This is a genomic window from Streptomyces sp. NPDC005784 (assembly GCF_042871525.1).
GTDB lineage: Bacteria > Actinomycetota > Actinomycetes > Streptomycetales > Streptomycetaceae > Streptomyces.
The window spans coordinates 79,802-105,179 of sequence record NZ_JBIAIQ010000031.1 but is presented as its reverse complement, the minus strand read 5'-3'; the positions used below and the strand labels follow the sequence as shown (position 1 = coordinate 105,179).

16 protein-coding genes and 1 pseudogene are annotated in these 25,378 nt (G+C 70.6%); 4 read left to right on the top strand and 13 right to left on the bottom strand.

What is annotated here, in order from left to right; translation table 11 throughout:
* Positions 1 to 135: 135 nt before the first annotated feature.
* Complete coding sequence (locus ACFYR3_RS34510; RefSeq protein ID WP_355850271.1) at positions 136 to 2,259, bottom strand: DNA topoisomerase IV subunit B; 2,124 nt, start codon at positions 2,257 to 2,259, stop codon at positions 136 to 138.
* A 440-nt stretch (positions 2,260 to 2,699) separates the two neighbouring features.
* Between ACFYR3_RS34510 and ACFYR3_RS34505 the strand changes: the two genes are divergently transcribed.
* The gene (locus ACFYR3_RS34505; RefSeq protein WP_103549626.1) at positions 2,700 to 2,930 is read left to right on the top strand and encodes a hypothetical protein; all 231 of its coding nucleotides are present in this window, start codon (positions 2,700 to 2,702) and stop codon (positions 2,928 to 2,930) included.
* Between the two features lie 109 nt (positions 2,931 to 3,039).
* On the opposite strand, the gene ACFYR3_RS34500 is transcribed toward ACFYR3_RS34505, so the two are convergent.
* The 7 genes from ACFYR3_RS34500 to ACFYR3_RS34470 form a co-directional block, all read right to left on the bottom strand.
* Positions 3,040 to 3,858, bottom strand: a complete 819-nt coding sequence (locus ACFYR3_RS34500) for a serine protease (RefSeq protein WP_355850268.1) — start codon at positions 3,856 to 3,858, stop codon at positions 3,040 to 3,042.
* 135 nt (positions 3,859 to 3,993) lie between these two features.
* Entirely contained in the window at positions 3,994 to 5,529 is a 1,536-nt protein-coding gene (locus ACFYR3_RS34495) for an RNA polymerase sigma factor (protein ID WP_355850265.1), read from the bottom strand.
* 408 nt (positions 5,530 to 5,937) lie between these two features.
* Positions 5,938 to 6,825 (bottom strand): FCD domain-containing protein, encoded by an 888-nt coding sequence (locus ACFYR3_RS34490; RefSeq protein ID WP_355850262.1) that lies wholly within the window; start codon positions 6,823 to 6,825, stop codon positions 5,938 to 5,940.
* A gap of 162 nt (positions 6,826 to 6,987) precedes the next feature.
* Entirely contained in the window at positions 6,988 to 8,748 is a 1,761-nt protein-coding gene (locus ACFYR3_RS34485) for an ABC transporter ATP-binding protein (RefSeq protein ID WP_355850259.1), read from the bottom strand.
* 123 nt (positions 8,749 to 8,871) lie between these two features.
* Complete coding sequence (locus ACFYR3_RS34480; protein ID WP_261707644.1) at positions 8,872 to 9,630, bottom strand: NUDIX hydrolase; 759 nt, start codon at positions 9,628 to 9,630, stop codon at positions 8,872 to 8,874.
* Between the two features lie 128 nt (positions 9,631 to 9,758).
* Positions 9,759 to 11,732 (bottom strand): glycogen debranching N-terminal domain-containing protein, encoded by a 1,974-nt coding sequence (locus ACFYR3_RS34475; protein WP_355850256.1) that lies wholly within the window; start codon positions 11,730 to 11,732, stop codon positions 9,759 to 9,761.
* A gap of 542 nt (positions 11,733 to 12,274) precedes the next feature.
* Positions 12,275 to 14,041 (bottom strand): DUF4192 domain-containing protein, encoded by a 1,767-nt coding sequence (locus tag ACFYR3_RS34470; RefSeq protein WP_389285853.1) that lies wholly within the window; start codon positions 14,039 to 14,041, stop codon positions 12,275 to 12,277.
* 132 nt (positions 14,042 to 14,173) lie between these two features.
* On the opposite strand from ACFYR3_RS34470, the gene ACFYR3_RS34465 reads away from it, so the two are divergent.
* Positions 14,174 to 16,378 carry a RecQ family ATP-dependent DNA helicase gene (locus ACFYR3_RS34465; protein WP_389285851.1) on the top strand — a complete coding sequence of 735 codons (2,205 nt, stop codon included), beginning with the start codon at positions 14,174 to 14,176 and terminating at the stop codon, positions 16,376 to 16,378.
* Positions 16,379 to 16,602: 224 nt separating this feature from the next.
* On the top strand, positions 16,603 to 17,235 hold the full coding sequence (locus ACFYR3_RS34460; protein WP_355850248.1) for a hypothetical protein: 633 nt from the start codon (positions 16,603 to 16,605) through the stop codon (positions 17,233 to 17,235).
* A gap of 353 nt (positions 17,236 to 17,588) precedes the next feature.
* Here the strand turns inward: ACFYR3_RS34460 and ACFYR3_RS34455 are convergent.
* The 4 genes and pseudogenes from ACFYR3_RS34455 to ACFYR3_RS34440 form a co-directional block, all read right to left on the bottom strand.
* A pseudogene (locus ACFYR3_RS34455) lies at positions 17,589 to 18,562 on the bottom strand (IS5 family transposase).
* Between the two features lie 216 nt (positions 18,563 to 18,778).
* Positions 18,779 to 19,405 (bottom strand): hypothetical protein, encoded by a 627-nt coding sequence (locus ACFYR3_RS34450; protein ID WP_356784458.1) that lies wholly within the window; start codon positions 19,403 to 19,405, stop codon positions 18,779 to 18,781.
* Positions 19,406 to 19,473: 68 nt separating this feature from the next.
* The gene (locus ACFYR3_RS34445) at positions 19,474 to 20,175 is read right to left on the bottom strand and encodes a ribonuclease HII (RefSeq protein ID WP_389285849.1); all 702 of its coding nucleotides are present in this window, start codon (positions 20,173 to 20,175) and stop codon (positions 19,474 to 19,476) included.
* A 147-nt stretch (positions 20,176 to 20,322) separates the two neighbouring features.
* Entirely contained in the window at positions 20,323 to 20,946 is a 624-nt protein-coding gene (locus ACFYR3_RS34440) for a TetR/AcrR family transcriptional regulator (RefSeq protein WP_389285847.1), read from the bottom strand.
* Between the two features lie 189 nt (positions 20,947 to 21,135).
* On the opposite strand from ACFYR3_RS34440, the gene ACFYR3_RS34435 reads away from it, so the two are divergent.
* On the top strand, positions 21,136 to 22,683 hold the full coding sequence (locus ACFYR3_RS34435; protein ID WP_389285845.1) for an MFS transporter: 1,548 nt from the start codon (positions 21,136 to 21,138) through the stop codon (positions 22,681 to 22,683).
* A 415-nt stretch (positions 22,684 to 23,098) separates the two neighbouring features.
* On the opposite strand, the gene ACFYR3_RS34430 is transcribed toward ACFYR3_RS34435, so the two are convergent.
* Complete coding sequence (locus tag ACFYR3_RS34430) at positions 23,099 to 25,057, bottom strand: DUF4153 domain-containing protein (protein WP_389285843.1); 1,959 nt, start codon at positions 25,055 to 25,057, stop codon at positions 23,099 to 23,101.
* Positions 25,058 to 25,378 lie beyond the last annotated feature (321 nt).

Genomic DNA, 25,378 nt, shown 5'->3' with positions numbered 1-25,378 from the left:
GCCCCGCGCGGGGGGGGCCCCCCCCCCCCCCGCCCGGGGGGGGGGGGGGGGGGGGGTGTTTTGGGGGGGGGGGGGGGGGGGGGCGGGCCCCGCCCCCCCCCCACAACGAACCCGGCCCGGAGACCGCCCGGAGGGCTACGCGTCGATACGCGACCGATCCAACGTCGCAGCCGAGCTCGAAATGAACTCCTTGCGCGGAGCCACGTCGTTCCCCATCAGGAGATCGAACACCTGCTCGGATGCTTCGAGGTCGGAGATGTTGATCCGGCGCAGCGTCCGGAACCGCGGATCCATCGTCGTCTCGGCCAGCTGATCGGCGTCCATCTCACCGAGACCCTTGTACCGCTGGATCGAGTCCTTGTAGCGCACACCCTTGCGCTGCAGTTCCAACACCGTCTCCCGCAGCTCACGGTCCGAGTACGTGTACACGTACTTGTCCTGCCCCTTCTTGGGCTGGCTGAGCTCGATCCGGTGCAGCGGCGGCACCGCCGCGAACACGCGCCCGGCCTCGACCATGGGCCGCATGTAACGCTGGAACAGCGTGAGCAGCAGAATCCGGATGTGCGCGCCGTCGACATCGGCGTCGACGAGAAGAATGATCTTCCCGTAACGCGCCGCGTCGATGTCGAAGGTCCGCCCGGAGCCCGCCCCTATGACCTGGATGATCGCACCGCACTCGGCGTTCTTCAGCATGTCCGTCACGGACGCCTTCTGAACGTTGAGGATCTTGCCCCGGATCGGCAGCAGCGCCTGGAACTCGGAGTTCCGGGCCAGCTTCGCCGTACCCAGCGCGGAGTCGCCCTCGACGATGAACAGCTCGCTGCGCTCGACGTCGTCACTGCGGCAGTCGGCGAGCTTGGCGGGCAGCGAGGACGACTCCAGAGCCGTCTTCCGGCGCTGCGCGTCCTTGTGCTGACGGGCGGCGATCCTCGTACGAGCGGCGGCGACGGCCTTCTCCATGACGACCCGCGCCTGCGCGGCCTCGTCCCGCTTCGCGGAGGTCAGGAACGCCTTCAGCTCCTTGGTCACCACGTTCGTCACGATGCGACGGGCGGCCGAGGTACCGAGGACCTCCTTGGTCTGCCCCTCGAACTGCGGCTCGGCGAGACGCACGGTGACGACGGCCGTGAGGCCCTCCAGCGCGTCGTCCTTGACGATGTCGTCCTCGGCGACCCGCAGCATCTTCTTGGCCCGCAGGACCTCGTTCATCGTCTTGGCGACGGCCTGCTCGAAGCCGGCGACATGGGTGCCGCCCTTGGGCGTGGCGATGATGTTCACGAACGACTTCAGGTTCGTGTCGTAACCGGTGCCCCAGCGCATCGCGACGTCGACGCCCAGCTCACGGGTGACCTCGGTCGGAGTCATCTGCCCGTGGTCGTCGAGGACCGGGACGGTCTCCTTGAAGGTGCCCTGCCCGAAGAAGCGGAGAACGTCGCAGACCGGCTTGTCGGCGGCCAGGTACTCGCAGAACTCGCTGATCCCGCCGTCGAAGCGGAACGACTCCTCGCCCTTGCTGCCGCCGTCGCCGAGCCCGTATTCGTCACGGACGACGATGGTCAGGCCCGGCACCAGGAAGGCGGTCTGGCGGGCACGCTGGTGGAGGTGCTCCAGGGAGAGCTTGGCATCCTTGAGGAAGATCTGGCGGTCGGCCCAGTAGCGCACGCGTGTGCCGGTGCGGGTCTTCGGGATCCGCTTGAGCTTGCGCAGCCCGCTCGTCGCGTCGAAGGCGGCGTCGGGGCCGTCGGCCCGGAAGGCTCCCGGCGTGCCGCGGCGGAAGCTCACGGCGTGGGTCTGGCCATTGCGGTCCACCTCGACGTCCAGCCGGGCGGAGAGCGCGTTCACCACGGAGGCGCCCACGCCGTGCAGACCGCCCGAGGCAGCGTACGAGCCGCCACCGAACTTGCCGCCGGCGTGCAGCTTGGTCATGACGACCTCGATGCCGGAGAGGCCGGTCTTGGGCTCCACGTCGACGGGGATGCCACGGCCGTTGTCCCGCACCTCGACGGAGGCGTCGTCGTGCAGGATGACGTCGATGTGGTCGCAGTAGCCCCCCAGGGCCTCGTCCACGGAGTTGTCGATGATCTCCCAGAGGCAGTGCATCAGGCCGCGGCTGTCGGTCGACCCGATATACATGCCCGGGCGCTTCCGCACTGCCTCGAGCCCCTCAAGGACGAGCAGGTGCCGCGCGGTGTAGTTGGAACCGTCCCGGTCTGCTCCGGTCAGCAGCGCTGTGGACGGCACGGACGTCTCGGCGGTCACGCGGTTCGCTCCTCGCTGAATTTCATGGGAGACCCTTTTGGGTAAGGGCCGGCTTCGGTCGCCGCTCAGAGGGTACCGAGGCCTGGTAGAGCCGTTGTAGCACCACCCTCGCATGAACTCACACTAGTCCAGGGTCGCATGGGTGTTCGATCCCTCGATGGAGTGAAGTACATATCACGTTCCCTTCGAGGCATGAACCATTTAGGCTCCGGGCACGTCCTCATGAACAACCGGCAATCCAGCCGGGAGGACCGACACCTGACAGACAGCGCGAACCCGTACAGACACGAAGACACGCAATACGGCTCATTCGCCGCCAACCGGCAGCAGACAGCCGGCTCGAAAGAAAATTTCGAGGAAAAGCCGCGAGCGGGAACGTTTTCGGCCTGGTTGGATGTTGACCCTGGTACGACAGCTCGTCGAGCTAGAGAAGAGGCGACGTGACTACTGTTCTGACCCCCGCGAGCCCGCTGACGGCCGCTGACCGCTGCGACCGTTGCGGCGCCCAGGCATATCTGCGCGTCGTCCTCCTGAGCGGCGGAGAACTGCTCTTCTGCGCCCACCACGGTCGCAAGTTCGAGCCGGAACTCAAGAAGATCGCCGCTGAGATACAGGACGAGACGGAGCGGCTCACGTCCGTTCCCGAGAGCGTCAACGACGAAGATCGCTGACCCTTCACATCAACGACGAGCGGGTGCCGGCGACAGGCCGGTGAGTGGGCGGTCACCCCCTGGACACAGGGAGTGACCGCCCACACTCGTACCGCATCACCAAGAACTCTCAGCGGCGCGCGTCGAGCGCTTGGACCACCTCCGAGACCCGTGTGTAGACACCCGGGCTCCCTGCTCGCCCGCAGCCGCTCCCCCACGACACCAGTCCGATGAGACGACCCTGGGCGACCAGCGGCCCGCCACTGTCCCCCTGACAGGCGTCATGGCCGCCCGCGGGCTCCCCGGCGCACACCATGGACACCGCGTCGTAGGTCCCGGCCTCACTGCCGGGATAGGCCCGCTCGCACGAGCTGTCGGACAGCACGTGCACATCCGCGGCCCGCAGGCTGCTCGCGTAGTCGCCGCCGCCCGTCAGGTCGCCCCAGCCGTAGACCACGGCGGCCGTACCCGGCTCGTACGCCGGATCGCCCGAGGGGGCCATACGGATCGCGGAGGCGGCCGGCAGCGGCTCGGCGAGGGTCAGCACGCCGAAGTCCCCGGCGTTCGTATCACTGTCGTAGTGCGGGTTGACCCAGATGTCGCGTACGGGGATCTCCTTGCCGTCGCCGGTCGTCAGGTCCTCGCGCCCCGCGATGACCTTCAGATCGCCCGCCTGGCGCGGCGGCGCCCCCAGCACGTCGTCTCCGAGGCAGTGGGCCGCGGTCACGACCGTCGTAGGACCGATGACGACTCCTCCGCAGAACTGCCCCGCGCGCGTACCCCCGAACCGGTCACGACTGGACAGCGCGACCGTCCACGGACTCTTCGAGATCTGGACCGGACGACTTCCGATGACAACGCTGTCGGAGGACGCCAGGGCGGGGGACGTCAGTGGTATCACCGCTGCGGCGGCCACAAGGGCCAGCATCGGGACATAGGCACGGCGCATGTGTGCTCCTCACACTGGGATGGTCGTGGAACACCCAGAGTGATCCAGTGAGCGGAGGCACGCACTCCGTCCGCGCATACGACGAGGGCCCGACCCCCATGGGGAGTCGGGCCCTCGTCGAGGTGCGGCCGAGGCCTAGTCGAGGTAGTCGCGCAGCACCTGGGAGCGCGACGGGTGACGCAGCTTCGACATGGTCTTGGACTCGATCTGGCGGATCCGCTCACGGGTCACCCCGTACACCTTGCCGATCTCGTCGAGGGTCTTCGGCTGACCGTCGGTGAGACCGAAGCGCATCGAGACGACGCCCGCCTCGCGCTCGGACAGGGTGTCGAGAACAGAGTGCAGCTGCTCCTGGAGGAGCGTGAAGCTGACCGCGTCGGCCGGGACGACGGCCTCGGAGTCCTCGATGAGGTCACCGAACTCGCTGTCGCCGTCCTCGCCCAGCGGGGTGTGCAGCGAGATGGGCTCGCGGCCGTACTTCTGGACCTCGATGACCTTCTCAGGGGTCATGTCGAGCTCCTTGGCCAGCTCCTCCGGGGTGGGCTCACGGCCCAGGTCCTGGAGCATCTGGCGCTGCACGCGCGCGAGCTTGTTGATGACCTCGACCATGTGCACCGGGATACGGATGGTGCGGGCCTGGTCGGCCATGGCGCGGGTGATCGCCTGACGAATCCACCAGGTGGCGTACGTCGAGAACTTGTAGCCCTTGGTGTAGTCGAACTTCTCGACGGCGCGGATCAAACCGAGGTTGCCCTCCTGGATGAGGTCCAGGAAGAGCATGCCGCGACCGGTGTAGCGCTTGGCCAGGGAGACCACCAGACGGAGGTTGGCCTCCAGGAGGTGGTTCTTGGCGCGGCGGCCGTCCTCGGCGATGATCTCCAGCTCGCGCTTGAGCTTGGGAGCGAGCTTGTCGGCGTTGGCCAGCTTGTCCTCGGCGAACAGACCGGCCTCGATGCGCTTGGCGAGCTCGACCTCCTGCTCGGCGTTGAGCAGCGGGACCTTGCCGATCTGCTTGAGGTAGTCCTTGACCGGGTCGGCGGTGGCACCGGCGGCGGCGACCTGCTGCGCGGGCGCGTCGTCCTCGTCCTCGTCGGACAGGACGAAGCCCTGGGCGCCGTCCTCGGCGGGCTCCTCGGCTCCGGACTTGCCCGGGGTCTCCTCGACCGCCTCGTCGTCGACGAGCTCGGCGTCGTCCTTCTTGGCGCTCGTCTTCTTGGCCGCCGTCTTCTTGGCGACCGTCTTCTTGGCGACGGCCTTCTTCGCCGTCGTCTTCTTGGCTACAGCGGCCTTGCCTGCGGACGCGTCCTCGGCCGAATCGTCGGCGAGGGCAGCCGGAGCCGCGGTGGCAGTGGCCTTCTTGGCAGTCACCGTCTTGGCCGCCACCGTCTTGGTGGCGGTGCGCTTGGCCGGACTCTTCGCTGCGACGCTCTTTCGGGTGCGCTTGGGCTCCGCGGCACTGACCATCAGCGTCACACCCTCTTCCTCGAGGATCTGGTTGAGGCTGCGCAGTACGTTCTTCCACTGAGTGGCCGGAATCTGGTCAGCTTCGAAGGCCCGACGCACGTCATCGCCGGCGATCTGCCCCTCAGCCTTTCCCCGCTCGATGAGCGCCATGACAGAGACGGACTCGGCGATCTCCGGCGGGAGCGTACGGGATGTGCTGGCCGACACGAACAACCTCTCGGAACGTTGGAAAACGGCTTCCGGCCCCGTCCATTGTGGACAGGAACCGACGACCGCCGACTGGGGATGGGCCGACGGCGCGGGCGGGGGCCGGGAAGATACACAGCGCCACACACGGCGTCTGTATTCCCTCCTCGGCTATCACCTCTTAGGTCATCGCGCTGCCCCGAAGAGCGTTACGCCCAATCTACGTGGCCCGAGTCACACCCCGTAAGAACCCAAAAGATGGCAGATCCTGTCAGACCAGGTCAGATCATGATCCGCCGCCCGGTCGCGCCGTCGGGACCCCATCGAATCCCCGAAGGATTCGATGGGGTCCCGCCGAGCGATGGTTCGTCGGCCTGGCAACGCCACGGGCGCGTACGCACTCCGGACCGCGTCACCCTCGGTGCGCGATCAGTGCTCGCGCGGCGCGGGCACGACACGCTCCACCTCGGGGTGGACGGCGAGGAGCTGCCGCATGGCCGTCTCGGCCGCCGCGCCGTCGGCGGCCGCGAGGGCGTCGGCGATGCGGGCGTGGTGTCCGAGCGAGGCGTCGTTCGGCCGGTCACAGCCGGTGATCGGACCTCCGGAGACCTGGAGCGCCGCCGACACGATCCCGGAGAGGTGCTCCAGCATCCGGTTGCCCGCGAGCTGGATGAGCAGCGAATGGAACTCGGCGTCGGCCCGCGAGAAGGTGAGGGAGTCACCCTGGGACATGGCGTGGCCCATGATCTCGACCATGTCGCCGAGCCGCTGCTGGATCTCCTCGCGTCCGTGTCCGGCCGCGAGGCGCGCGGCGAGCGGCTCGATGGTCCAGCGGAGCTCACTCAGCTCGCGCCGCTGGTCGTCCCGCTGCGGTCCGAAGGCCCGCCATTCGATGATGTCCGGGTCGAGGAGGTTCCAGTCGCTGACGGGACGCACGCGCGTGCCGACATTCGGGCGGGCGCTGACCAGCCCCTTGGCCTCCAGGACGCGGAGCGACTCACGGACGACGGTCCGGGAGACCTCGAACCGCTGGCCGATCTCCTCGGGCACGAGCGGACGGTCCGCGCCGAGGTCTCCGGAGACGATCATCTGGCCCAGTTGCTGGACGAGTTGGCCGTGCAGTCCGCGTCCACGGCTGCCGGCGGCGCGTCGGCCGACACGGCCGAGCTCCGGCTCGGCGCTCTCCCACACAGGGGGGCCCACGCGGTCGACACCGGAAGCGTCGGTATAGGGGTAACGGTCGAGTTCGCCCGGTCCGGCCAGGCCGGAGTCTGAGGAACGGGCGGCGGTCATCATGGTCTGCGCAAGGGTACTCACGGGTCTTTTGTCGGCGCCGACTCCAACTCCCTTGAGGTCTTTGGTGAAAAGCACACGAAAGGGTGATCGCTCACCCCGTCGCAATTGACGCCTTATCGGAAAGAAATGAGCGTTCTTCGGGGAGTTGTGCGCACAGGGGGAACGGAAGGGTGCGGACGGTCGTCATCGGACCCGGCTCCGCAGGGTCGTGAGCAGATATGCGCAGAGCAGGGCGGTCAGCGACAACATCAGCGCTCCGCCCACAGGTTGGGCGAGTACCCGCACGCCCGCCGCCAGGTAGCGCTCCCCACCGAACGGCCACTGCATGAGAACCAGTTCCCGAAGCCGCTCGGGGAACCCGGCCGCCGACCGCACAGACGGCCCCTGCGAGACCTTTTGTACGAGCGGTACGACGACGACCGGCACGGCGAGCACCGCCGCGAGCCCGGCGGCGGTGGACCGGAAGATGCCTGCCGCCAGCACGCCGGCCCACGCGCAGCCCACCACGAGCCCGAACCAACTCGCGCTCAGCGAAAGCCAGTCCGACGGAACTCCGGTGAGCTCCCGTCCGTAGACGAGGTAGAGCATTTCGAGGTCGCATCCCACCGTGAGGAACGCCAGCGTCAGCGCGGTGGCCGACGCGACGAGGAGCTTGGCGCTCAGCAGCCCCAGCCGGCGCGGGACGGTGCCCCGGTCCGCGGCCAGGGCGGGGTGACGGAACTCCTCGCCGAAGGCGACGGCGCCCAGCAGCCCGGCGCCGAGCGCGGCGGGCGGCAGCGGAAGTTCCCGCGGCCACGCGGCCAGCAGGCGCGGTTGAGGCGTGTGACCGATTCTGGCCAGCAGGACGGACAGGAGGACCGAGGCGATGAGAACAGCGGCCGCGGTGAGATAACCGGTGCCGACGCCGGTGGCTCTGCGCAGTTCGTAGCGCAGGGGGCGCAGCGGGCTCCGGGCGTGGCGTAGGGCGATGGGCGGCGGGAGGGCGGAGAGGTCGTTCGCGGCCGGTGCCTCGGCGGGGCACGACTCGTCGGCAGGGTGCTCACCCTCCTCGTCGGCGGGGGTTGTCGCCGGCCCCATGTCACCTGTCTCGTCGGCGATTTGGTGTACGAGGATGCCGTGCCGGAAGGCCGTCTCGCCGATGTCGGCGCAGGTGCTGCCGTACACCGAGAGCCGGTTGCCCTCCTCGCGCACGACTTCGACGGAGCGCTGCGCCGTGCGGGCCTCCTTGGTCAGGAGGGAACCGAGCCGGGCGGCGTGCGGGCTGCGGACGGCGACCCGTGGCCGGAGCCGGGTGCGGGCGAACTCCGCGGCCTCCTGGTCGGCGACGAGGCGGCCCTGGTCCAGGGTGACGACCCGGTCGGCGGTTCGCGCGGCCTCCTTGGGGTCGTCCGTGGTGAACAGCACCGTGCCGCCCTGTGTCGCGTGTGCGCGCAGAATCCCGTGCAGCCAGCGGCCCTCTCTGACGGACAGTCCGTCCGCGGGGTCGTCGAGCACGAGGGTGTGCGGGTCGGACAGGAGCGCGCAGGCCAGGCCGAGCCGGCGGTCCATACCGCGGGAAAGCTTGCCCAGCCGCTCGTCGCGGAGGCTGACGAGCCCGACCACTTCGAGGACTTCGTCCGCACGGCGCACGGGTACGCCGGCGGCGGCGCACAGCATGCGGAGCTGGCCGCGAACCGTGCGCGCGGGATGTCCCGGTACCTCGCCCATGAGCACGCCGACTTCGCGCGAGGGATGGGCGATCCGATGCAGCGGCCTGCCTCGGAAGTAGGTGATTCCACGGCCCTGTCGAAGTTCGAGCATGAGCTTCAGCGCCGTCGTCTTGCCCGCGCCCGGGGCTCCGAGGAGCGCTGTGACGTGGCCCGCGGGCGCCTCGAAGGACACGTCGTCAACGGCGGGCGGACGTGCCTTGCGGGTGTTGCTGGTCAGTCCGATGGCCTGGATCACCCAAAGCAAGATAGCGCTACATTTCCGATTTTTCGGGCACCATGCGGCTCATCTCCGACTGGCCTCGCGGCTCTCGCGAACACGCCAAGGCTCAGGGGCCCAAAACCGTGTTCGCCGCCCTCCTCAGACCTCGGGGCGCAGCATCGGCGGGTTGAGCAGCGTGGCGCCGCCCGCGCGGAACAACTGGGCGGGGCGCCCGCCCTGGCGTGTGGTCGTGCCCCCGGTGGGCACCAGGAAGCCCGGCGTGCCGGTCACCTTGCGGTGGAAGTTGCGCGGGTCGAGCACCACACCCCACACGGCCTCGTAGACGCGGCGCAGCTCGCCCACCGTGAACTCGGTCGGGCAGAAGGCGGTCGCCAGCGACGAGTACTCGATCTTGGACCGGGCGCGCTCCACGCCGTCCGAAAGGATCTGCGCGTGGTCGAAGGCGAGCGGCGCCGCCTGTTCCCCGTCGCGTCCGTACCCTCCCTGTTGCAGCAGTTCCTCGACCGGGGCCCAGCGTGCGCTGTTCGCGTCGCCGCCCGCCCGGGGCGCGGGCAGGTCGGGGGCGAGGGCCAGATGCGCGACGCTCACCACTCTCATCCGGGGGTCACGCTTGGGGTCACCGTAGGTCGCGAGCTGCTCGAGGTGCGCACCGTTGTCCTGCGCGGGCACGGAGGGGTCGTGGGCGCACAGGCCCGTCTCCTCGGCGAGCTCGCGTGCCGCGGCCTGGGCGAGGTCCTCGTCGGTCCTTACGAAGCCGCCAGGCAGTGCCCATCGCCCCTGGAACGGCTGCTCGCCCCGTCGTACCGCCAGCGCGCACAGGGCATGGCGGCGCACGGTCAGCACGACCAGGTCCACGGTCACGGCGAAGGGCGGAAAGGCTGACGGGTCGTAGGGCATGCCGCGATCATAGTCGTCTGCCTGACGATAAACACCTCCTTCGGGAGCCCTGTCCATGGCTGATCGACTTCCGTCCGGTACGGCACCCCGCGGCCGAGGGCCATCGACCCGAGACGCTTCCCGCGACGTCACATCCCCAGCTGCAGTCCGTCGCCGGCCTCCTCCACCATGGCGAGACCGAGTCCGCTGACGCGTACGGAGAAGGGGGCGCCCGAGATCCGCAGGCCCGTCAGCGCGATCTCTCCCAGGGGCGCGGCCCGGAACGGGCTCAGCGTCACGGTTCCCGCGGGCGCATCGGGGCGGATCCCGGCCAGGGAGGTGAGCAGCAGCACCCCGGCGGCGGCGGAGGTGGCCGCGGGCCGGGAGGCGGCCGGATGGGGAAGCGGGGCGCCGCCCCGCGTGCGCTGCTCCCCCGCGTACATCTCGGGCAGCCGGTTGCCGAAGGACTCGGCCGCCGCCAGAACGCCGCGCAGCAGTGCGGCGGCCTCCGTCTCGTAGCCCGCGGCGGCGAGCCCGGTGACGGCGACGGCCGTCTCCTGGACGCGCACGGCCCCGCTGCGATGGCCGAACGGGTTGTACGCCGCTTCCTTCGCCCCGAGGCTGCGCAACCCCCAGCCCGAGTCCATGGCCGGGCCGCCGAGCAGTCGCGCGAGCTGTTCGGTCCGCGCCTTGTCGAGCAGACCGGGGGCCAGCTCTCCGGAGCCCAGCAGACCGGTGTCGAGGAGATGGGCGGTGCTCGAACCGAGCTGGGGCACGAGGCGCCCGTCCGGGGTGCGGGCGCCGGCCGGGCGGCCACCGGCCCGGTCCTCGACCCAGAAGTCGTCACGGAACGCCGTCCGCAGCGCCTGGGCCCACTGGCGCAGCCCCGCGCCACCCGTCCGACCGTGCGCGTCGAGCAGATCGGCGCCGAGCAGCGCCGCACGGTGCGCGTGCGCCTGTGTCTCGCAGCGGAGCGGTCCGCCCGGCTGCGGGTCGGGCAGATACGTGCTGTCGCCGACCGTGGTCCGCAGCCAGTCCAGACACCGCTCGGCCGCGGGCAGCAGCTCCTCGACCTCCCGCTCGGCCAGTCCCCAGCGCCGGGCCTCCGCGAGAAGCACGGGAAAGAGCAGTGTTGCCTCGGTCGCCGTGCATCCCGGCGGCAGGTGCGGCCCGCTGTCCCGGAGCGGTCCCGGAATCAGTCCGGAGCGTGGTCCCGGACCGGCGAATTGGGTGCGGGCGAGGGTGCGCAGCGTGCCCGCGGCGAGACGCGTGCCGAGCGGCAGGGTCATCCGGGCCGCGGCCAGCGCCTCGGCCGGCGCCAGGCCGCAACGCCAAGGTGCTCCCGCCGCGAGGTGTGTGTCGGCCGGATGCCCGGGGTCGCGCAGCAGCAGGGCCCGAAGGTCATCGACGCAGGTACGCAGGAGCGCTTCGACCCCGGGCTCGTCGCTCAGCACCCGGGCCTCGGCGAACGGGCTCGCCGAGCCGCGGCCCACCGCTCTGACCGGCCCCTGACCGTCCGGCCGGACGTGCAGTTCCAAGGTGAGGGTTCCGCCCGGCGGCAGTTCGAGTTCCCAGCGCAGCAGTCCCGCCGAGGCCAGGGCGTCTGTTGGTGGCGGGTCGGCGGTGACGGTCACGAACCCCGTGGGGCAGGACCAGCGCAGGCCGGCGGCGTGGACGCTGGCCGGCCGTTCGGTGCCGGCCCGGCCCGAGGCGACGTCGCCCAGTTCCGCGAGATCCGTCCCGAGGGCGACCTCGACGGGCAGGCGCAGTGCCCGAGAGGCCGAGCTGCGCAGGGTGATCAGCTCGGTGCCGTCCGCATGGCGTGTCCTTTCGACGACCACGTCCGGGTCCGGACCTGCGTCGGGCGAGGCGCGCAGCGTACCCACGAAGCGGGCTCGGTCGGCCGCGAGCATCCGGGCCTGCACCGCGAGCGGTTCCCGGCCCGCGACCCGGACCTGGCAGCGGGACAGTATCCGCCGACCCGCCATGTAGAACCCCTCCAGCCCACGGCCGGAAAGCTGTCCCTCCTCCGTGGAGATCACCAGTCCTGGAAGAGCGACACAGATCAGGGTGGTGTGGGCGGGCGGCAGGTCCGCCGGTCGGCCCGGCACGGGAAGGGACATCCGGGGAACGCTGGGGCCTCGCCCGCCCGGGACGGAGGACGCACCGGCGTCGCGGCCGGCTCGTGGGGCCGCCGGGGCTCCCCCACGTCTGACGGGCTGGGCGGACTCGCGCCCGGGCGGAGGGCCGCCGTCGGGGGCCCAGGACGGATGGGGCAAGGGCATGGGGTGGCTTCCTCCGCGCTCGGTGCGCCTGGAGCGCGCTCGGCTCCTGGTGGGGGCTCCGCAGGGTCGCGGGCGTTGCGGCGGCGCAATCCGGCCACGGATTCCGCCACTCAGGTGAACGGGGCAGCCCTGTCCGGGGTCACGCCTTTGCCCCGGGAAGCCGTCCGAATGGCGGTGGGCCGGCCCGCCGGTCGCACGAGCACCCGCCGAGCGGAGGTCGACCGCACAGAAGGTGTCGTGGCCGCCGGGAATCCCACCAGTCAGCGGGAGGACCGGGACGAGGTCCGCCTTCGGGGCGTCGGGAATCCCGCCCGGCCTCGGCCGAGTGGGGTGGCCGGTCTTCGTCCCCAACCCGTCCCGCCGTGCTGTGTCCCAGCCGATCACCTGTCCTCCCCAGCATCCCGCCGACTACTGTCGCCGCGCGCGCTCAGCCGATCGTCCGCCCTGTCCGCTGCTCGCCCCGGTCGGTCACCGGCCGTCGAGGCATCGCCGGCCGGGCGACGCCGTTGGGCACTCGCGGTCCCGGGGCCGCGTCGGCCCGGTCGGTTTCCGCCGTTCGCGGTCGGGCGGGGCTTGCGGCGGCGGCGAGTGGCAGGCGTCGAGGGTGGGGTGTCCGGTACGTGGGCAGAGCGAGTCGGGTCGGCCGCCGGAAGGGGCGCGGCGGAATCGGTCGGCTGCTCCGCGTCCGTCGAGCCAGGGCCCGTACGCTCCGCGCGCAGGCAGCGTCGGACGGATTCCGGATCCAAGCCCTCATTGCATGCCTGGTGGAGAAGGCGGGCGAACAGATAGTCGGGATCGGCGCCGAGAGCCATGGCGAGCGCTTCTCGTGCTTCCAGTTCGTCGCCCATGGACCAGGCGACCCACCCCGCGAGGGTGAGGGGTGCCGCGGCATGCTCTCGGTAGGGACCGACACAGCGACGGGCCAGGGCTCGCCACAGGCGCAGCGCCGGGGCGGCCTCGTCGCCCTCCATCCACTGGGCGGCACGGTCACGGGTCGTACGGTCCTGGAGGCCGAGGATCAGTGTGGCGGCCTCGTCGTTCTCCAGGAGTCCGTCGTCGCGCAGGTCCGACGGACGCGTGCCGGACACGGCGGAAGCGACCGCGAGTCGGTCCCTGATCCGCCGGGCCAGCGCGAGGGCCTCCTCGGCCACCTCGGCGCGGCTGTCGTCCTCCAGGATCCTCGGTACGAGGGCCATGCAGGCCGTGTCGAGCGCCACCTCCTGGCCGAGCGCGGCGGTGGACTCCCAGGGAAGCAGCCTGGCTGTCAGGTCCTTCAGGGACCCGCGCACCTGAAGGCCCGCGTACGTCGCGGCGGCGGCGAGGACGGACGTCCCCGGCAGCCCCATCGACGTGCCTTCGGCCGGGCAGCACCCCTGTCCCGGGCAGGTGTACGACCAGAAACGGCCGTCGGAGATGCAGAGAGCCTCGATCACCGGAACGTCGAGGCGTCCGCAGGCGGTTCGCAGCAGTTGCGCGAGCGGGCGCAGGCGTTCCATGACCTCCAGCCCCGATTCGCCCTTCCCCGGTTCCTGACAGAGGTACGCGACCATGCTCTCGGGGCGGGCGCCTCGACGCTCGCTCCCTTTCACCAGCCCTTGTGCCAGCTGGTCGGAGACGGACGGCCAGTCCTCCGCGCCGGCGGGGATGCCGAGGCGGGCCCGGCCGCCGAACCGGCCCCTCCGCTCCCGGTCGTGCAGGGCGACCAGCACGATGCTGTCCTCGGGGCGGTACCCGAGGAGATAGGGCAGCGCGTCTGCCAGTTCTGCCGGGGTACGGAGGGTCACCTGATGCTCCCCGCCCGGGAGGCCCGCGACGCCCGCATGGTGTTCGTCACCTGCACGGGCCACGCCGCCCCCGTGGTGCAGCCCGCCGGGAATGGCCGTACCGCCGGGAACCTCCGGGTCGGCCTGCCGGTCCGTCCGGTCCCGGCCCTCGCGTCCGGACCGGCCGCCCGGACCGTCCCATCCCTCGCCGGACCCGCCGCCCGGGCCCTCCCACCCGTCTCCGGCACGGCCGCCGGTCCCGCTCCGGCCGCTGTGATTGCCTTCGCCGCCGGATCGATCGCGCCCGGGGTTCCAGCCGCATCCACCGACCGCGCTGATGTTCTCGTCGCCGGACGTGCCGGTCGCTTCGTCGTGATTCGTCATGCGGTGACCATCCCGCGGATCGCGAGATTCCGGTTGGGCCTGTGGATAACCATCACCATGATCACGACAGAAGTTGTCCACAGCTCGACGGATCGTTCGCGCTATGTCAGACCCATCGGGTTGCATGGAGTCATGACCAACGAATACCCGCGACCCACAGTCACTGACAACGCACCCGATGCCGCCCGCGGAGACCTCCGGACCGCTGCCGATGCCGTCCTGGCCCGCCTGGTCGGCGCCCGGACGGGCGAGGCGCGGCTGCGCGAGGACCAGTGGCGCGCCATCGAGGCGCTGGTGGCCGACAAGCGCAGAGCACTGGTCGTGCAGCGCACCGGCTGGGGCAAGTCCGCGGTGTACTTCGTCGCGACCGCGCTGCTGCGCGAGCTGGGCGCCGGACCCACGGTGATCGTCTCGCCGCTGCTCGCGCTGATGCGCAACCAGGTGGAGGCGGCGGCCCGAGCCGGAATCCGAGCACGAACGATCAACTCTTCCAACACGGAGGATTGGGAGACCATCCAGGCCGAGGTGGCGGCGAGCGAGGTCGATGTCCTCCTGGTGAGTCCGGAGCGGCTGAACAATCCCGACTTCCGCGACCAGGTGCTGCCCAAACTGGCCGCGGCCACCGGCCTCCTGGTGGTGGACGAGGCGCACTGCATCTCCGACTGGGGCCACGATTTCCGGCCGGACTACCGCCGCCTGCGCACCATGCTCGCCGACCTCCCGCCCGACACCCCGGTGCTGGCCACCACCGCGACGGCCAACGCGCGCGTGACGGCCGATGTCGCCGAGCAGCTGGGCACCGGAGTGAGTACCGATGCGCTGGTCCTGCGCGGCCCGCTGGACCGGGAGAGCCTGAGCCTCGGCGTGCTGCGACTGGCGGACGCCGCGCACCGGATGGCCTGGCTGGCCGAGCATCTGAACGACCTGCCGGGCTCCGGCATCATCTACACGCTCACCGTGGCCGCGGCCGAGGAGGTCACCGCGTTCCTGCGCCAGAGCGGGTACACCGTGTCGTCGTACACCGGGAAGACGGAGAACGCGGACCGCCAGCAGGCCGAGGAGGACCTGCTCGCCAATCGCGTCAAGGCCCTGATCGCCACGTCGGCGCTGGGCATGGGCTTCGACAAGCCGGACCTGGGATTCGTGGTGCACCTGGGCTCCCCCTCCTCCCCGATCGCCTACTACCAGCAGGTGGGACGCGCGGGCCGCGGTGTGGAGCATGCCGAGGTGCTGCTGCTGCCGGGCAAGGAGGACCAGGCGATCTGGGAGTACTTCGCCTCGATCGCCTTCCCCCCGGAGGAGCAGGTGCGGCGCACCCTGGACGTGCTGGCCCGCGCCGAGCGCCCGCTCTCCCTGCCCGCGCTGGAACCGCTGGTGGACCTGCGCAGGTCCCGCCTGGAGACCATGCTCAAGGTGCTCGACGTGGACGGAGCCGTGCACCGGGTCAAGGGCGGCTGGATCTCCACGGGCGCGCCCTGGACGTACGACACCGAGCGCTACGCCTGGGTCGCCAAGCAGCGGGCGGCGGAGCAGCAGGCGATGCGGGACTACGTATCGACGACCGGCTGCCGAATGGAGTTCCTCCGTCGACAGTTGGACGACGAGGGAGCCACGCCGTGCGGGCGCTGCGACAACTGCGCCGGCGGCCGGTTCCAGACGGCCGTGTCCCCCGCCGCGCTGGACGCGGCGAACGGCGAACTCGGCCGCGCGGGCGTCGACGTCGAGCCCCGCAAGATGTGGCCGACCGGACTGGCGTCCGTCGGCGTCGAGCTGAAGGGACGTATCCCGGCCGGCGAACAGGCCGCTACGGGGCGCGCACTGGGACGACTCTCGGACATCGGCTGGGGCAACAGACTGCGGCCGATACTCGCCCCGCAGGCCCCGGACGGACCTGTTCCGGACGATGTCGCCAAGGCCGTGGTAGGCGTCCTGACCGACTGGGCGAAAGGCCCCGGCGGCTGGGCCTCCGGGCAGCCCGACGCGCAGCCACGCCCGGTCGGCGTGGTGACCATCGCCTCGCGCTCGCGGCCGCAGTTGATCCAGTCGCTCGGTGCGCGGATCGCGGAGATCGGCCGGCTGCCGCTGCTGGGTTCCGTGGAGTACGTCGGCGAGGTGGCGCAGATCGCCCGGAGCAACAGCGCTCAGCGGCTGAAGGCACTCGACGGGGCCCTGACCGTGCCGCCGCGGCTGGCCGAAGCCTTGAAGGAAGCGAGTGGTCCGGTGCTGCTGGTGGACGATGCCACGGAGACGGGCTGGACGCTGGCGGTCGCATCGCGGATGCTTCGCAAAGCGGGTGCCCAGGCAGTGTTGCCGCTGGTCCTCGCCGTACAAGCGTGACTCGTGTGTCGCGATTCGAAACACCGGGCAGGTATATAGGACGCTAATCGCCTGAAAACGGTCTGTGGCCCCAATTGCTCGTTGCCGCAACCCATTTCGCCAGGAAGAATTGAGGTCCGCTCCCCGCACGGTTTGCCCGTGGTCCGGTAGGGCTCTGCTGCGGCGTGCCATTCCCCCAAGTCCGACCCCGCCCGCTGTATGGGCACGTAGCCGAAGGGAGGACCGTGACCTTCGGATTCGCTCCGTCCTCGGCGGCATCCATGTCGACGTCTCCCGACCTGTCCGCCGCTTCCACCAATCCACTGACCCGCATGCTGGAACCCGCCGAATGGGCCTCGGCCGGAATTCCGCTTCTGCGCGATCCCCGTGAGGTCGTGAGCGGCCTCCACGCTCGGCACCGACCCAGACCGTCGACGGCGGTGGTCGCGGTGCTCGACCAGGACGAGCGGCTGATGGCAAGCGCCTCCTTCACGCGGCGTTCGGCACCGGCCGACGGCTGGATGTTCCGCAACGCGCTGCTCGCACAGCTGCGCCGGGTCATCCCGCACGACCTGCGGCGCCGCTCTCCCGCACGCACGGCCGTACTGCTGTACTGCCGGGACGGCGACGCGCGCTGGACGGAGGAGGACGGGGCCTGGATGTGGGGACTGCGGGATGCCTGCACGCTCCACGGACTGCGGTGCGGGGCATACATCACCCTGACGCGTGACGGCTGGCAGGTTCTCGGCGAGGGCCGCGGCGGACGCCGCCCCAACTCCGACTCACCGCCGGAGTTCTTCGCGGGCGAGGTGCTGCCGCCCCTGCCCCGCACGGGAGGCGTCGCGTCGGAGGTCATGCGCCGGGCGGCCGCCCGCTGAGAAGCGGACGAGTCGCGAGGCATCGGCCCGCCCCGGGGGAGGCGGGCCGCGAACGTTCGACCGGGCCCGCTCCAGGGCCGTACGCCTCATGCACAGGTGTGCCACGGACGCACGGCTCGGGCGTGGGGCGCACCCAGGCCCTCGGTCGCCAGAAGGCGCCATTGAGCAAGGCACGGCGGCCGGGTGGTTACACGCATGCCGGGCAATGCGCCCATGCCGCACCAGGCGGCGGATGCCGAAGGCGGACACGGAAAGAGGTCGGTCTCCCACCCTGACGCCGACCTTGAGCAGGAAAATCCGCAGGCAAGGGGCGAACGCCCATCACGGCACCTAGGGCCTGTGTGGAGTTGTGATCAAGGCTGTGATCCGAGGTGTCGGATCCAGAGGAGGCCGGCGCATAATTCGAGTCCGGCCTGGTAGCTTTCAGGCTTTTTGTCGTAACGGACAGCGAGACCGCGCCAGTCCTTGATCTTGTTGATGGTGCGTTCGACGCTGTTGCGGAGCTTGTACAGCTGCTTGTCCCAGGTGACGGGCCGTCCGCCGCGTGAGCCGCGGTTCTTGCGGTGGGCGGCCTGATCCTTCTTCTCGGGGATGACCGCTTTGATCCCACGTTTGCGCAGGTGGGAACGGTTCTGGCGGGACGAGTACGCCTTATCGCCCGCGACTGCGTCGGGCCGGGTGCGGGGCCGGCCGACCGGGCCGGGGACGCGGATCTTGTCCAGGACGGGGATGAACTGCGGACTGTCTCCGGCTTGCCCCGCAGTGATCTTGAGCGAGAGGGGCAGGCACTGCGGCACACAGGACAGATGCGTCTTGGTGGTCAGTCCGCCACGGGAACGCCCCAGGCCGGCAGTGGCGAGTCGGGCCCTGCGGCGACGCCTCACGCGCCGCCGTTCTTCCCGCTCCGGGTCCAGTTGCCCGTCTTGTTCCTGGCCGGCGCCCCCTTTTCCGCGGCGGCCTTCTCCAACGCGTCCAGGATCTCCGGCTCCACGATCATCCCGGCAGCATCATGATGGGCCCGGACCGTGGTCGAGTCCACGCTGACCAGCGACAAGTCCACCAGGCCCCGCTTCGCCGCCTCGGCGATCGCACCCTGGAACACCGCGGTGAACACCCCGGCATCCCGCCACTGCCGAAACCGGCCGTAAACGGTGGACCAATGCCCGAACCGTTCGGGCAACTCCCGCCATTTCGCACCGTTCCTGAACCGCCACACGACGCCCTCGAAGTGCGCCCGCAGATTCTCCGGGTACGGCCCGTACTCACCGACCGGCAGGAACGGGGAGATGAACTCCCACTCGGCATCAGAAAGTTGAGGTCGAGACACCCCACCGTTTTACTCCAAGGCCCCCGACCCTCCTGCGCCGGGGGCCCACGAGATCACAACTCCACACACGCCCTAGCACCACACGAACGAGTGGCCGGCAGAACCTGCGGGCGTGGACGCATTACGGGTACGCCGAAGCGACCGCCGTACAGGTGCCGCCGTGGCGGCACCCTCAGTGTCGCGCCGGGCGCGTTCCGGACCGGGTCCGGAACGCGCTCAGACGCCTGCAGCCAGGACCGAGTTGATCTGCTGCGGGTCGCCGCAGACGATCAGCAGGGCACCGGCCAGGCCGAGGGCCAGGGGCAGTGCGGTGGCGGCAGTCTCGCCGGAACCACCGTTGACCGCGACCACGACCACGGGACGGGAAGCGGCCCGGCGCGCGGCAGTGGCGTCGGCGTAGAAGACGTCGTCGCCGGCGTCGTGCTGCGCCCAGTACGCGGCCTCGCCGAAGGAGAGTTCGTGCGCGGCCCACGGGTGGGGGTCGCCGGTGGTGATCACCAGCACCTCACCCGGGGCGCGGCCCGACTCCAGCAGCAGGTCGACGGCTTCTTCGGCGGCGTCCAGCGCACCCTCGGCCGAGGCCGGGACGAGCTGGATCTGCGGGGCGGCGGCAGCGGGTGCGGCTGCCTTGACGGACGGCCCCGGCGCGGCCACGAGCGGCTCGCGCGGGGTGCGTTGGGCCGGCATGGGCCGGACAGGACCCGGACGGCCGGGACGCGGCGGAGCCACGGGACGGGGACCGGGTACGGGGCGAGGGGTCGGCGCGGTTCGGCCACTGGCCGGAGTGACGCGGGGACCCTGGGCACTCTCGTGAATCTGAGGCTCCTCGGGAATGAGAGGCATGAGCTGATATCTATCAAACGCCGGTGCGACCCGCCTCGGCGGGTGGCACATGAGTGCGAACGGAATCGTCAGAAATCGAAGCCGAGCTGACCCTCGATCTCCGGAACGTTTCCATCCGCCCAGCTGCGGGCTTTCTTGAGGTGCCGCCACTGGGGCAGCGCATCAAGATACGCCCACGACAACCGGTGGTACGGGGTGGGTCCCCGCTCCTCCAGCGCGGCTTTGTGGACCGGCGACGGGTACCCGACGTTGGCCGCAAAGCCGAAGTCTGCATGGCCGATACCCAGTTCGGCCATCATTTTGTCGCGCTGAACCTTGGCGATCACCGAGGCCGCCGCGACGGAGACGCAGGACTGGTCGCCCTTGATCACCGTACGAACATGCCAGGGAGCGCCGAGATAGTCGTGCTTCCCGTCGAGAATGACCGCGTCGGGGCGGACCGGCAAGGCCTCCAGGGCGCGTCCGGCCGCGAGGCGCAGAGCGGCGGTCATTCCCATCCGGTCGATCTCCTCCGGGGAGGCGTGCCCGAGGGCGTACGCCGTCACCCATTTCTCCAACTCCACGGCGAGCGCGGTCCGGCGCTTGACGGTCAGGAGCTTGGAGTCGGTGAGACCTTCGGGCGGGCGGCGCAGTCCGGTGACGGCGGCGCAGACGGTGACGGGGCCGGCCCAGGCACCGCGCCCCACCTCGTCGACGCCGGCGATGACCTTCGCTCCGGTCGTGGCGCGGAGGGAGCGCTCGACGGTGTGGGTGGGGGGTTCGTACGGCATGGCGTCATCAGACTACGCCGCCCTGAGCCCCTTGCGACACCCAGGTTCCCCGAGCCGCCGGGGAGCCCGGCCCGGACCCGGTCAGCCGGTCCGGGCAAGCCACCCAGCCGGCCCGCACACGCCGCCCGGCCGACCCAAAGAAGCCGGTCAGCCGACCCGCACACCCAGCAGCGGGACCATCATCTGATCAATCATCTCCTGGAGATCCAGATCGCTCCATTCGCTCGCGCACACCTTGGAGCGATACATCATCATCGCCGGGACGGCGTCGAAGACATACGAGTTCGCGGCGTCGGAACGCACCTCGCCCCGCTCGATACCGCGATGAACGACCTCGCGGAGCAGGTGCAGGGTGGGTTCGACGACCCCGCCGACGATCACCTGGCTGAAGCGCTCAGCTTGCGTCACATCGCATTCGTGAAGCACTGAGCGAAGCGCGATTCCCGGCGGCGAGAACATCGCCTCGCGCACACGTCGGCACACTTCCAGCAGGTCCTCCCGGACACCGCCGAGGTCGGGGACCTTCGTCAGGTCCGGCAGCCCTGCCTGGAGCGCGTCCGCGACCAGGTCCTCCTTGGACGGCCAGCGACGGTAGACCGCGGCCTTGCCGGTCTGGGCGCGCGCGGCCACGCCCTCCATGGTGAGGCCGTTCCAGCCGACCGCGCCGAGCTGTTCCAGCGCGGCTTCCAGGATGGCGCGCTCGAGCACGGCACCACGCCGGCGCGAGGAGGGCGCCTGAGCGGGGGCGGCCGTCCAGCGCGAAGTAACCATCAGTGTGTCTCCGTCGTACAGGGGAGCGGAATTCGGGGAGTTCGGGCTTTCGTGGGGAGGAGCGGGCGATCGGACCGATGTCGCCGGGCAGCGACTTCAGTGAACGCTTGCGTTCACTGACGGGGACTCACTACCGTTGACGCGACAGTGAACGCGAGCGTTCACTAACGCACTTGTGGGGGAAGCACAGTGACAACCTCTCAGTTGATTCAGGACACCGAACCAGGTGCGGCCCGCCGGGAAGGGCATCCCGGCATCGCGCTCGCCGTCATCGCGGCCTGCCAACTCATGGTGGTACTCGACGCGACGATTGTGAACATCGCGCTCCCGCACATTCAAGACGCCCTCGACTTCAGTACCACCGACCTCACATGGGTGGTCAGTTCGTACACCCTCACCTTCGGCGGCCTGCTGCTTCTCGGCGCACGAGCCGGTGACATCCTCGGCCGACGCCGGGTCTTCATGACCGGCATCCTGCTGTTCACCTTCGCCTCGCTGCTCGGCGGACTCGCCCAGGAACCGTGGCAGTTGCTGGCAGCGCGCGCCCTGCAGGGGGTCGGTGGCGCGATCGCTTCGCCGACGTCACTGGCCCTGATCACCACCACGTTCCCCGAAGGCCCCGAGCGGAACCGGGCGTTCGCCGTCTTCGCGACAGTCTCGGCCGGTGGTGGCGCCATCGGCCTGCTGGCCGGAGGCATGCTCACGGAGTGGCTCGACTGGCGGTGGGTCCTCTTCGTCAACGTACCCATCGGCATCCTGATCGCCGTCCTCGCACCGATGTACATCAACGAGTCCCGGCGCCACCCAGGACGTTTCGACGTCGCCGGCGCGCTCACCTCGACGGCCGGCATGGCGTCCCTGGTGTACGGCTTCATCCGCTCGGCGGAGGACGGCTGGCGGGACAGCCTCACGATCGGGTCGTTCGGCGCGGCCGTGGCCCTGCTGCTGGCCTTCGGGATCATCGAGACGCGGGCGAAGGAACCCATCACCCCGCTGAAGATGTTCGCCGACCGCAACCGTTCGGGCACGTATGTGATCATGCTGAGCCTGGCCGCGGCGATGTTCGGCATGTTCTTCTACATCGTGCTCTTCGTACAGAACGTGCTGGGGTACAGCCCGATCTCGGCCGGTGTGGCCTTCCTTCCGGTGACGGTCGCGATCGCGGTCGGCGCGGGGCTTTCGCAGCGGTTCCTGCCGGTGCTCGGCCCCAAGCCGTTCATGATCACCGGCTCGGCGCTCGTCGCACTCGGCCTCGGCTGGCTGACCTTCATCAGCCCCGACGACTCGTACGCGGGCGGAGTCCTCGGCCCGATGCTGCTGTTCGGCATCGGCATGGGCCTGAACTTCGTGACGCTGACGGTGACCGCGGTCTCCGGTGTCGCCCAGCACGAGGCGGGCGCGGCCTCGGGTCTGCTCAACGTCACGCAGCAGGTGGGCGGTTCGATCGGTCTGTCCATCCTCACCACGGTCTTCGGTTCGGCCAGCCGCGACGAGGCGAAGACACAGATGCCGAAGTTCCTGGCGGACGGCTCGGCCGGGCAGAAGGCGGAGTTCGCCAAGACCCATCAGCTGCCTGCTACTTGGGGCCATGAAGTGCTCGCCCACGGCATCTCGACCGCCTTCGTGCCGGCGGCGGCGATGGCCCTGCTCGCCCTGATCACCGCGGCACTAGTGATCAGGGTCCGCAAGAGCGACCTGGACGCTCTCGCCGGCACGGCGGGGCCGGCCGCGGGCTGAGAACGGGACGCGGACGGCCGGGCCGTGGTCCGGGAGGGCCACGGCGACCACGGCCCGGCCGTCCGCGATACGAACCGAGGGCGGGTGCCTCTGCCGAAGCAACGGAACGCAAGGCGCACAGGCACACGGCACACCGACATGCGGCACACCGGCATGCGGCTCACGGCTCACGGCTCACGGCTCACGGCTCACCAGCTCACCGCGCACCGCGCACCGCGCACCGGCATGCGGCGACGGACGCGAGCCCGGCCCGCCGCCCAGGGATCAGGCCGTGAGCCCCGACCCGCCGCTCACGGAACACGCCGCGAACCCAGCCCCACCGCTCAAGGAACCGGCCGCAGCCCCGACCCGCCGCTGAAGGAACAGGCCGCGGGAGCCCGACCCTCGCTCGAGGAACATGCCGCCGGGAAGCCGCTCAGCGGTGCGTGGGGGCGTGCACCAACTGGCTGCAGACACTCCAGTCGGTGGACGCGGCCGGCGGGCGGTCGCGGAGGATGTCCCGGGCGCGAGCCTCGCCCCAACTGGTCGCGTACCAGGGCGTGTCGTCCTTGCCCAGGTCGTCGGCGATCGATTTCAGCACGCAGGAACGCATCGGCTCCTTGAGCTTGTCGAGGGCCGGTACGGCGTCGGCCGACAGGTCGCGCGCGTACAGGAGGTCGAAGTCGCCCGTGTCCTCGTACCGCTGGACGTTGCGTTCGGCGATCAGGCTGTCGGGCGACATCAACCCGAACGCGAGCACACCCGCCGCCGCACTGGCCGCGACGGCACGGGGCAGCCAGCGGGCGCCCCACACACCGGCCGCCATGATGAGCACGATGACCACGCCCAGCCACAGCTCCACGGCCAGCACCGACACTCTCAGCCGCGTCAGCCCGAAAGCCTCCACATACATGTCCATGCGTCGCACCGCGGATGCCACGACAACGAGCGCCAGGCCGCACAGAGTTCCCAGCACACCACGCACCAGTTTGCGGTCGCTCGCGTCGTCCCGGGGCGCCCAGCGCAACGCGAACACCACGACGAGCAGGGTCAGCAGCGTGACGACCAGCAACTGCCAGAAGCCCTGACGCGCGTACTGGGCGTACGACTGGCCGGTGTTCTTCAGCACGGCGCGGTAGCCGCCGAAGAGAACGGCGAGCTGGACGGCGTTGAAGGCCGCGAAGAGCAAGGTGAGCACGATCAACGGCAGGGCCCACTCGACGCGGTTACGTGGACGCCCGGCGGGCACCACGACCCGGTCCCACCGCACCGGCGCGGCGGCTGTGTGGGCCACGGTCAGCGCTCCGACCAGGCCGAACACCAGAAGCACGACACGCCAGGGTCCGCCTGAGACGGAGGTGTCCGGCACCAGGTCGCCGAGCAGATCGGCGAAGGCGGCGTCGGCTCCGGCGAACAGCGCGCCGAAGACCAGCAGCAGGACCGCGCTCACCACGAGCGCGCGCAGGCCGACACCCACGCTGCGACGGGCACCGCCGAATCGTTCCCGCAGCCCGCGCCAGCCCCAGACGGGGCCAGTGACCAAGGAGTTGAACACGCCGATGGGGCCCAGCAGAACCGCGGGCCAGGTGCGTCCGCCGTTCAGCGCGAGCGATCCGAGCGCGATCGCCGTGACGACGGCGAGGAACGACGGCCAGTCCGCGTCCCGCAGGGCGGGCACGGTCAGCAGGCCGATGCCGCCGATGCCCCAGACCACGCTCCACGCGCGCGTGGAGCGTCCCGCGGCCCGCCCCGAGAGGTACGCTGCGAGCGAGGCGGGGAGCGCGACGAGCAGGAGGTTGATCGCCAGACCGCCGTCGAGGAGCAGCATGCTCAGCACTCCGGTCGCGAGCACGGCCCACAGTGTGGGGGTGCGCACCGGGGCGGGTGACGTGAACTGAAGATCCGCCGACCATGGACGCGGGGCGGGCGACGGGTGCGCCCCGCCGGTGCCTGCGTGCAGCGACCGGGCGGCCTGCACCTGGGGCTTCACGCCTCCTCCGGCCCTTGCCGCTGCCCCGGCCCGGGGCTTCACACCTCCGCCAGCCGCTCGGGCGCCCCGCTCCGCGGACTCTTCGTCCCGGTCGGCCTCTCGGGCGGTCTGTCCCGCGAGTTCCTCGTCGACGTCTTCGTCGGTCTTCTCGAAGGGCCGGTCCTCGGGCCCTGTCTCGCCCCCGGGCTCATCCTCGCCCCCCGGCGCGGCGGCCTTCGCGGTGGCGTCGGGGTCGGGGCCCGGCCGCCCCCGGGATCCCGGTGCTGCCGGATCCGCGGAATCCTCCGGCTCCCGTGCCCCCGGAAGCCGCTTCTCGGCTTCCGGAATCTCCTTGCTCGCCTCCGGGCTCTTCCGCTGCGCCGATGCCTCGTCTCCGGGCTCGGGCGTGGACGGTATGTCGGACAAGGGATCCCCTCCCAGCCGGTCGCCGGGCAGCCCACAACGCGCCACTGCGGCGGGGAGGCTGCCGACCGGCGTCTCGTCGGCACACGCCCGCCATGATCAACGGGCGGGCGTGGCGCACAGGGTATCCACGGGCACAGCCGCTCACGATGGGGCTGCGGGGCTGTAGCAAGCCTGTGACAGAGCCCAGAGCCCCTCGCCCGGGCCGACCGCCCTGACGGCCTCCGCGACCGCCCTGACGGCCTCCCGAGGCCTGCCCAGGCCTCTCTCAAGCCCGCCCGACGCCGCGCCCACGCACCGCCCACGGCTCAGCGGCCCGGGAAC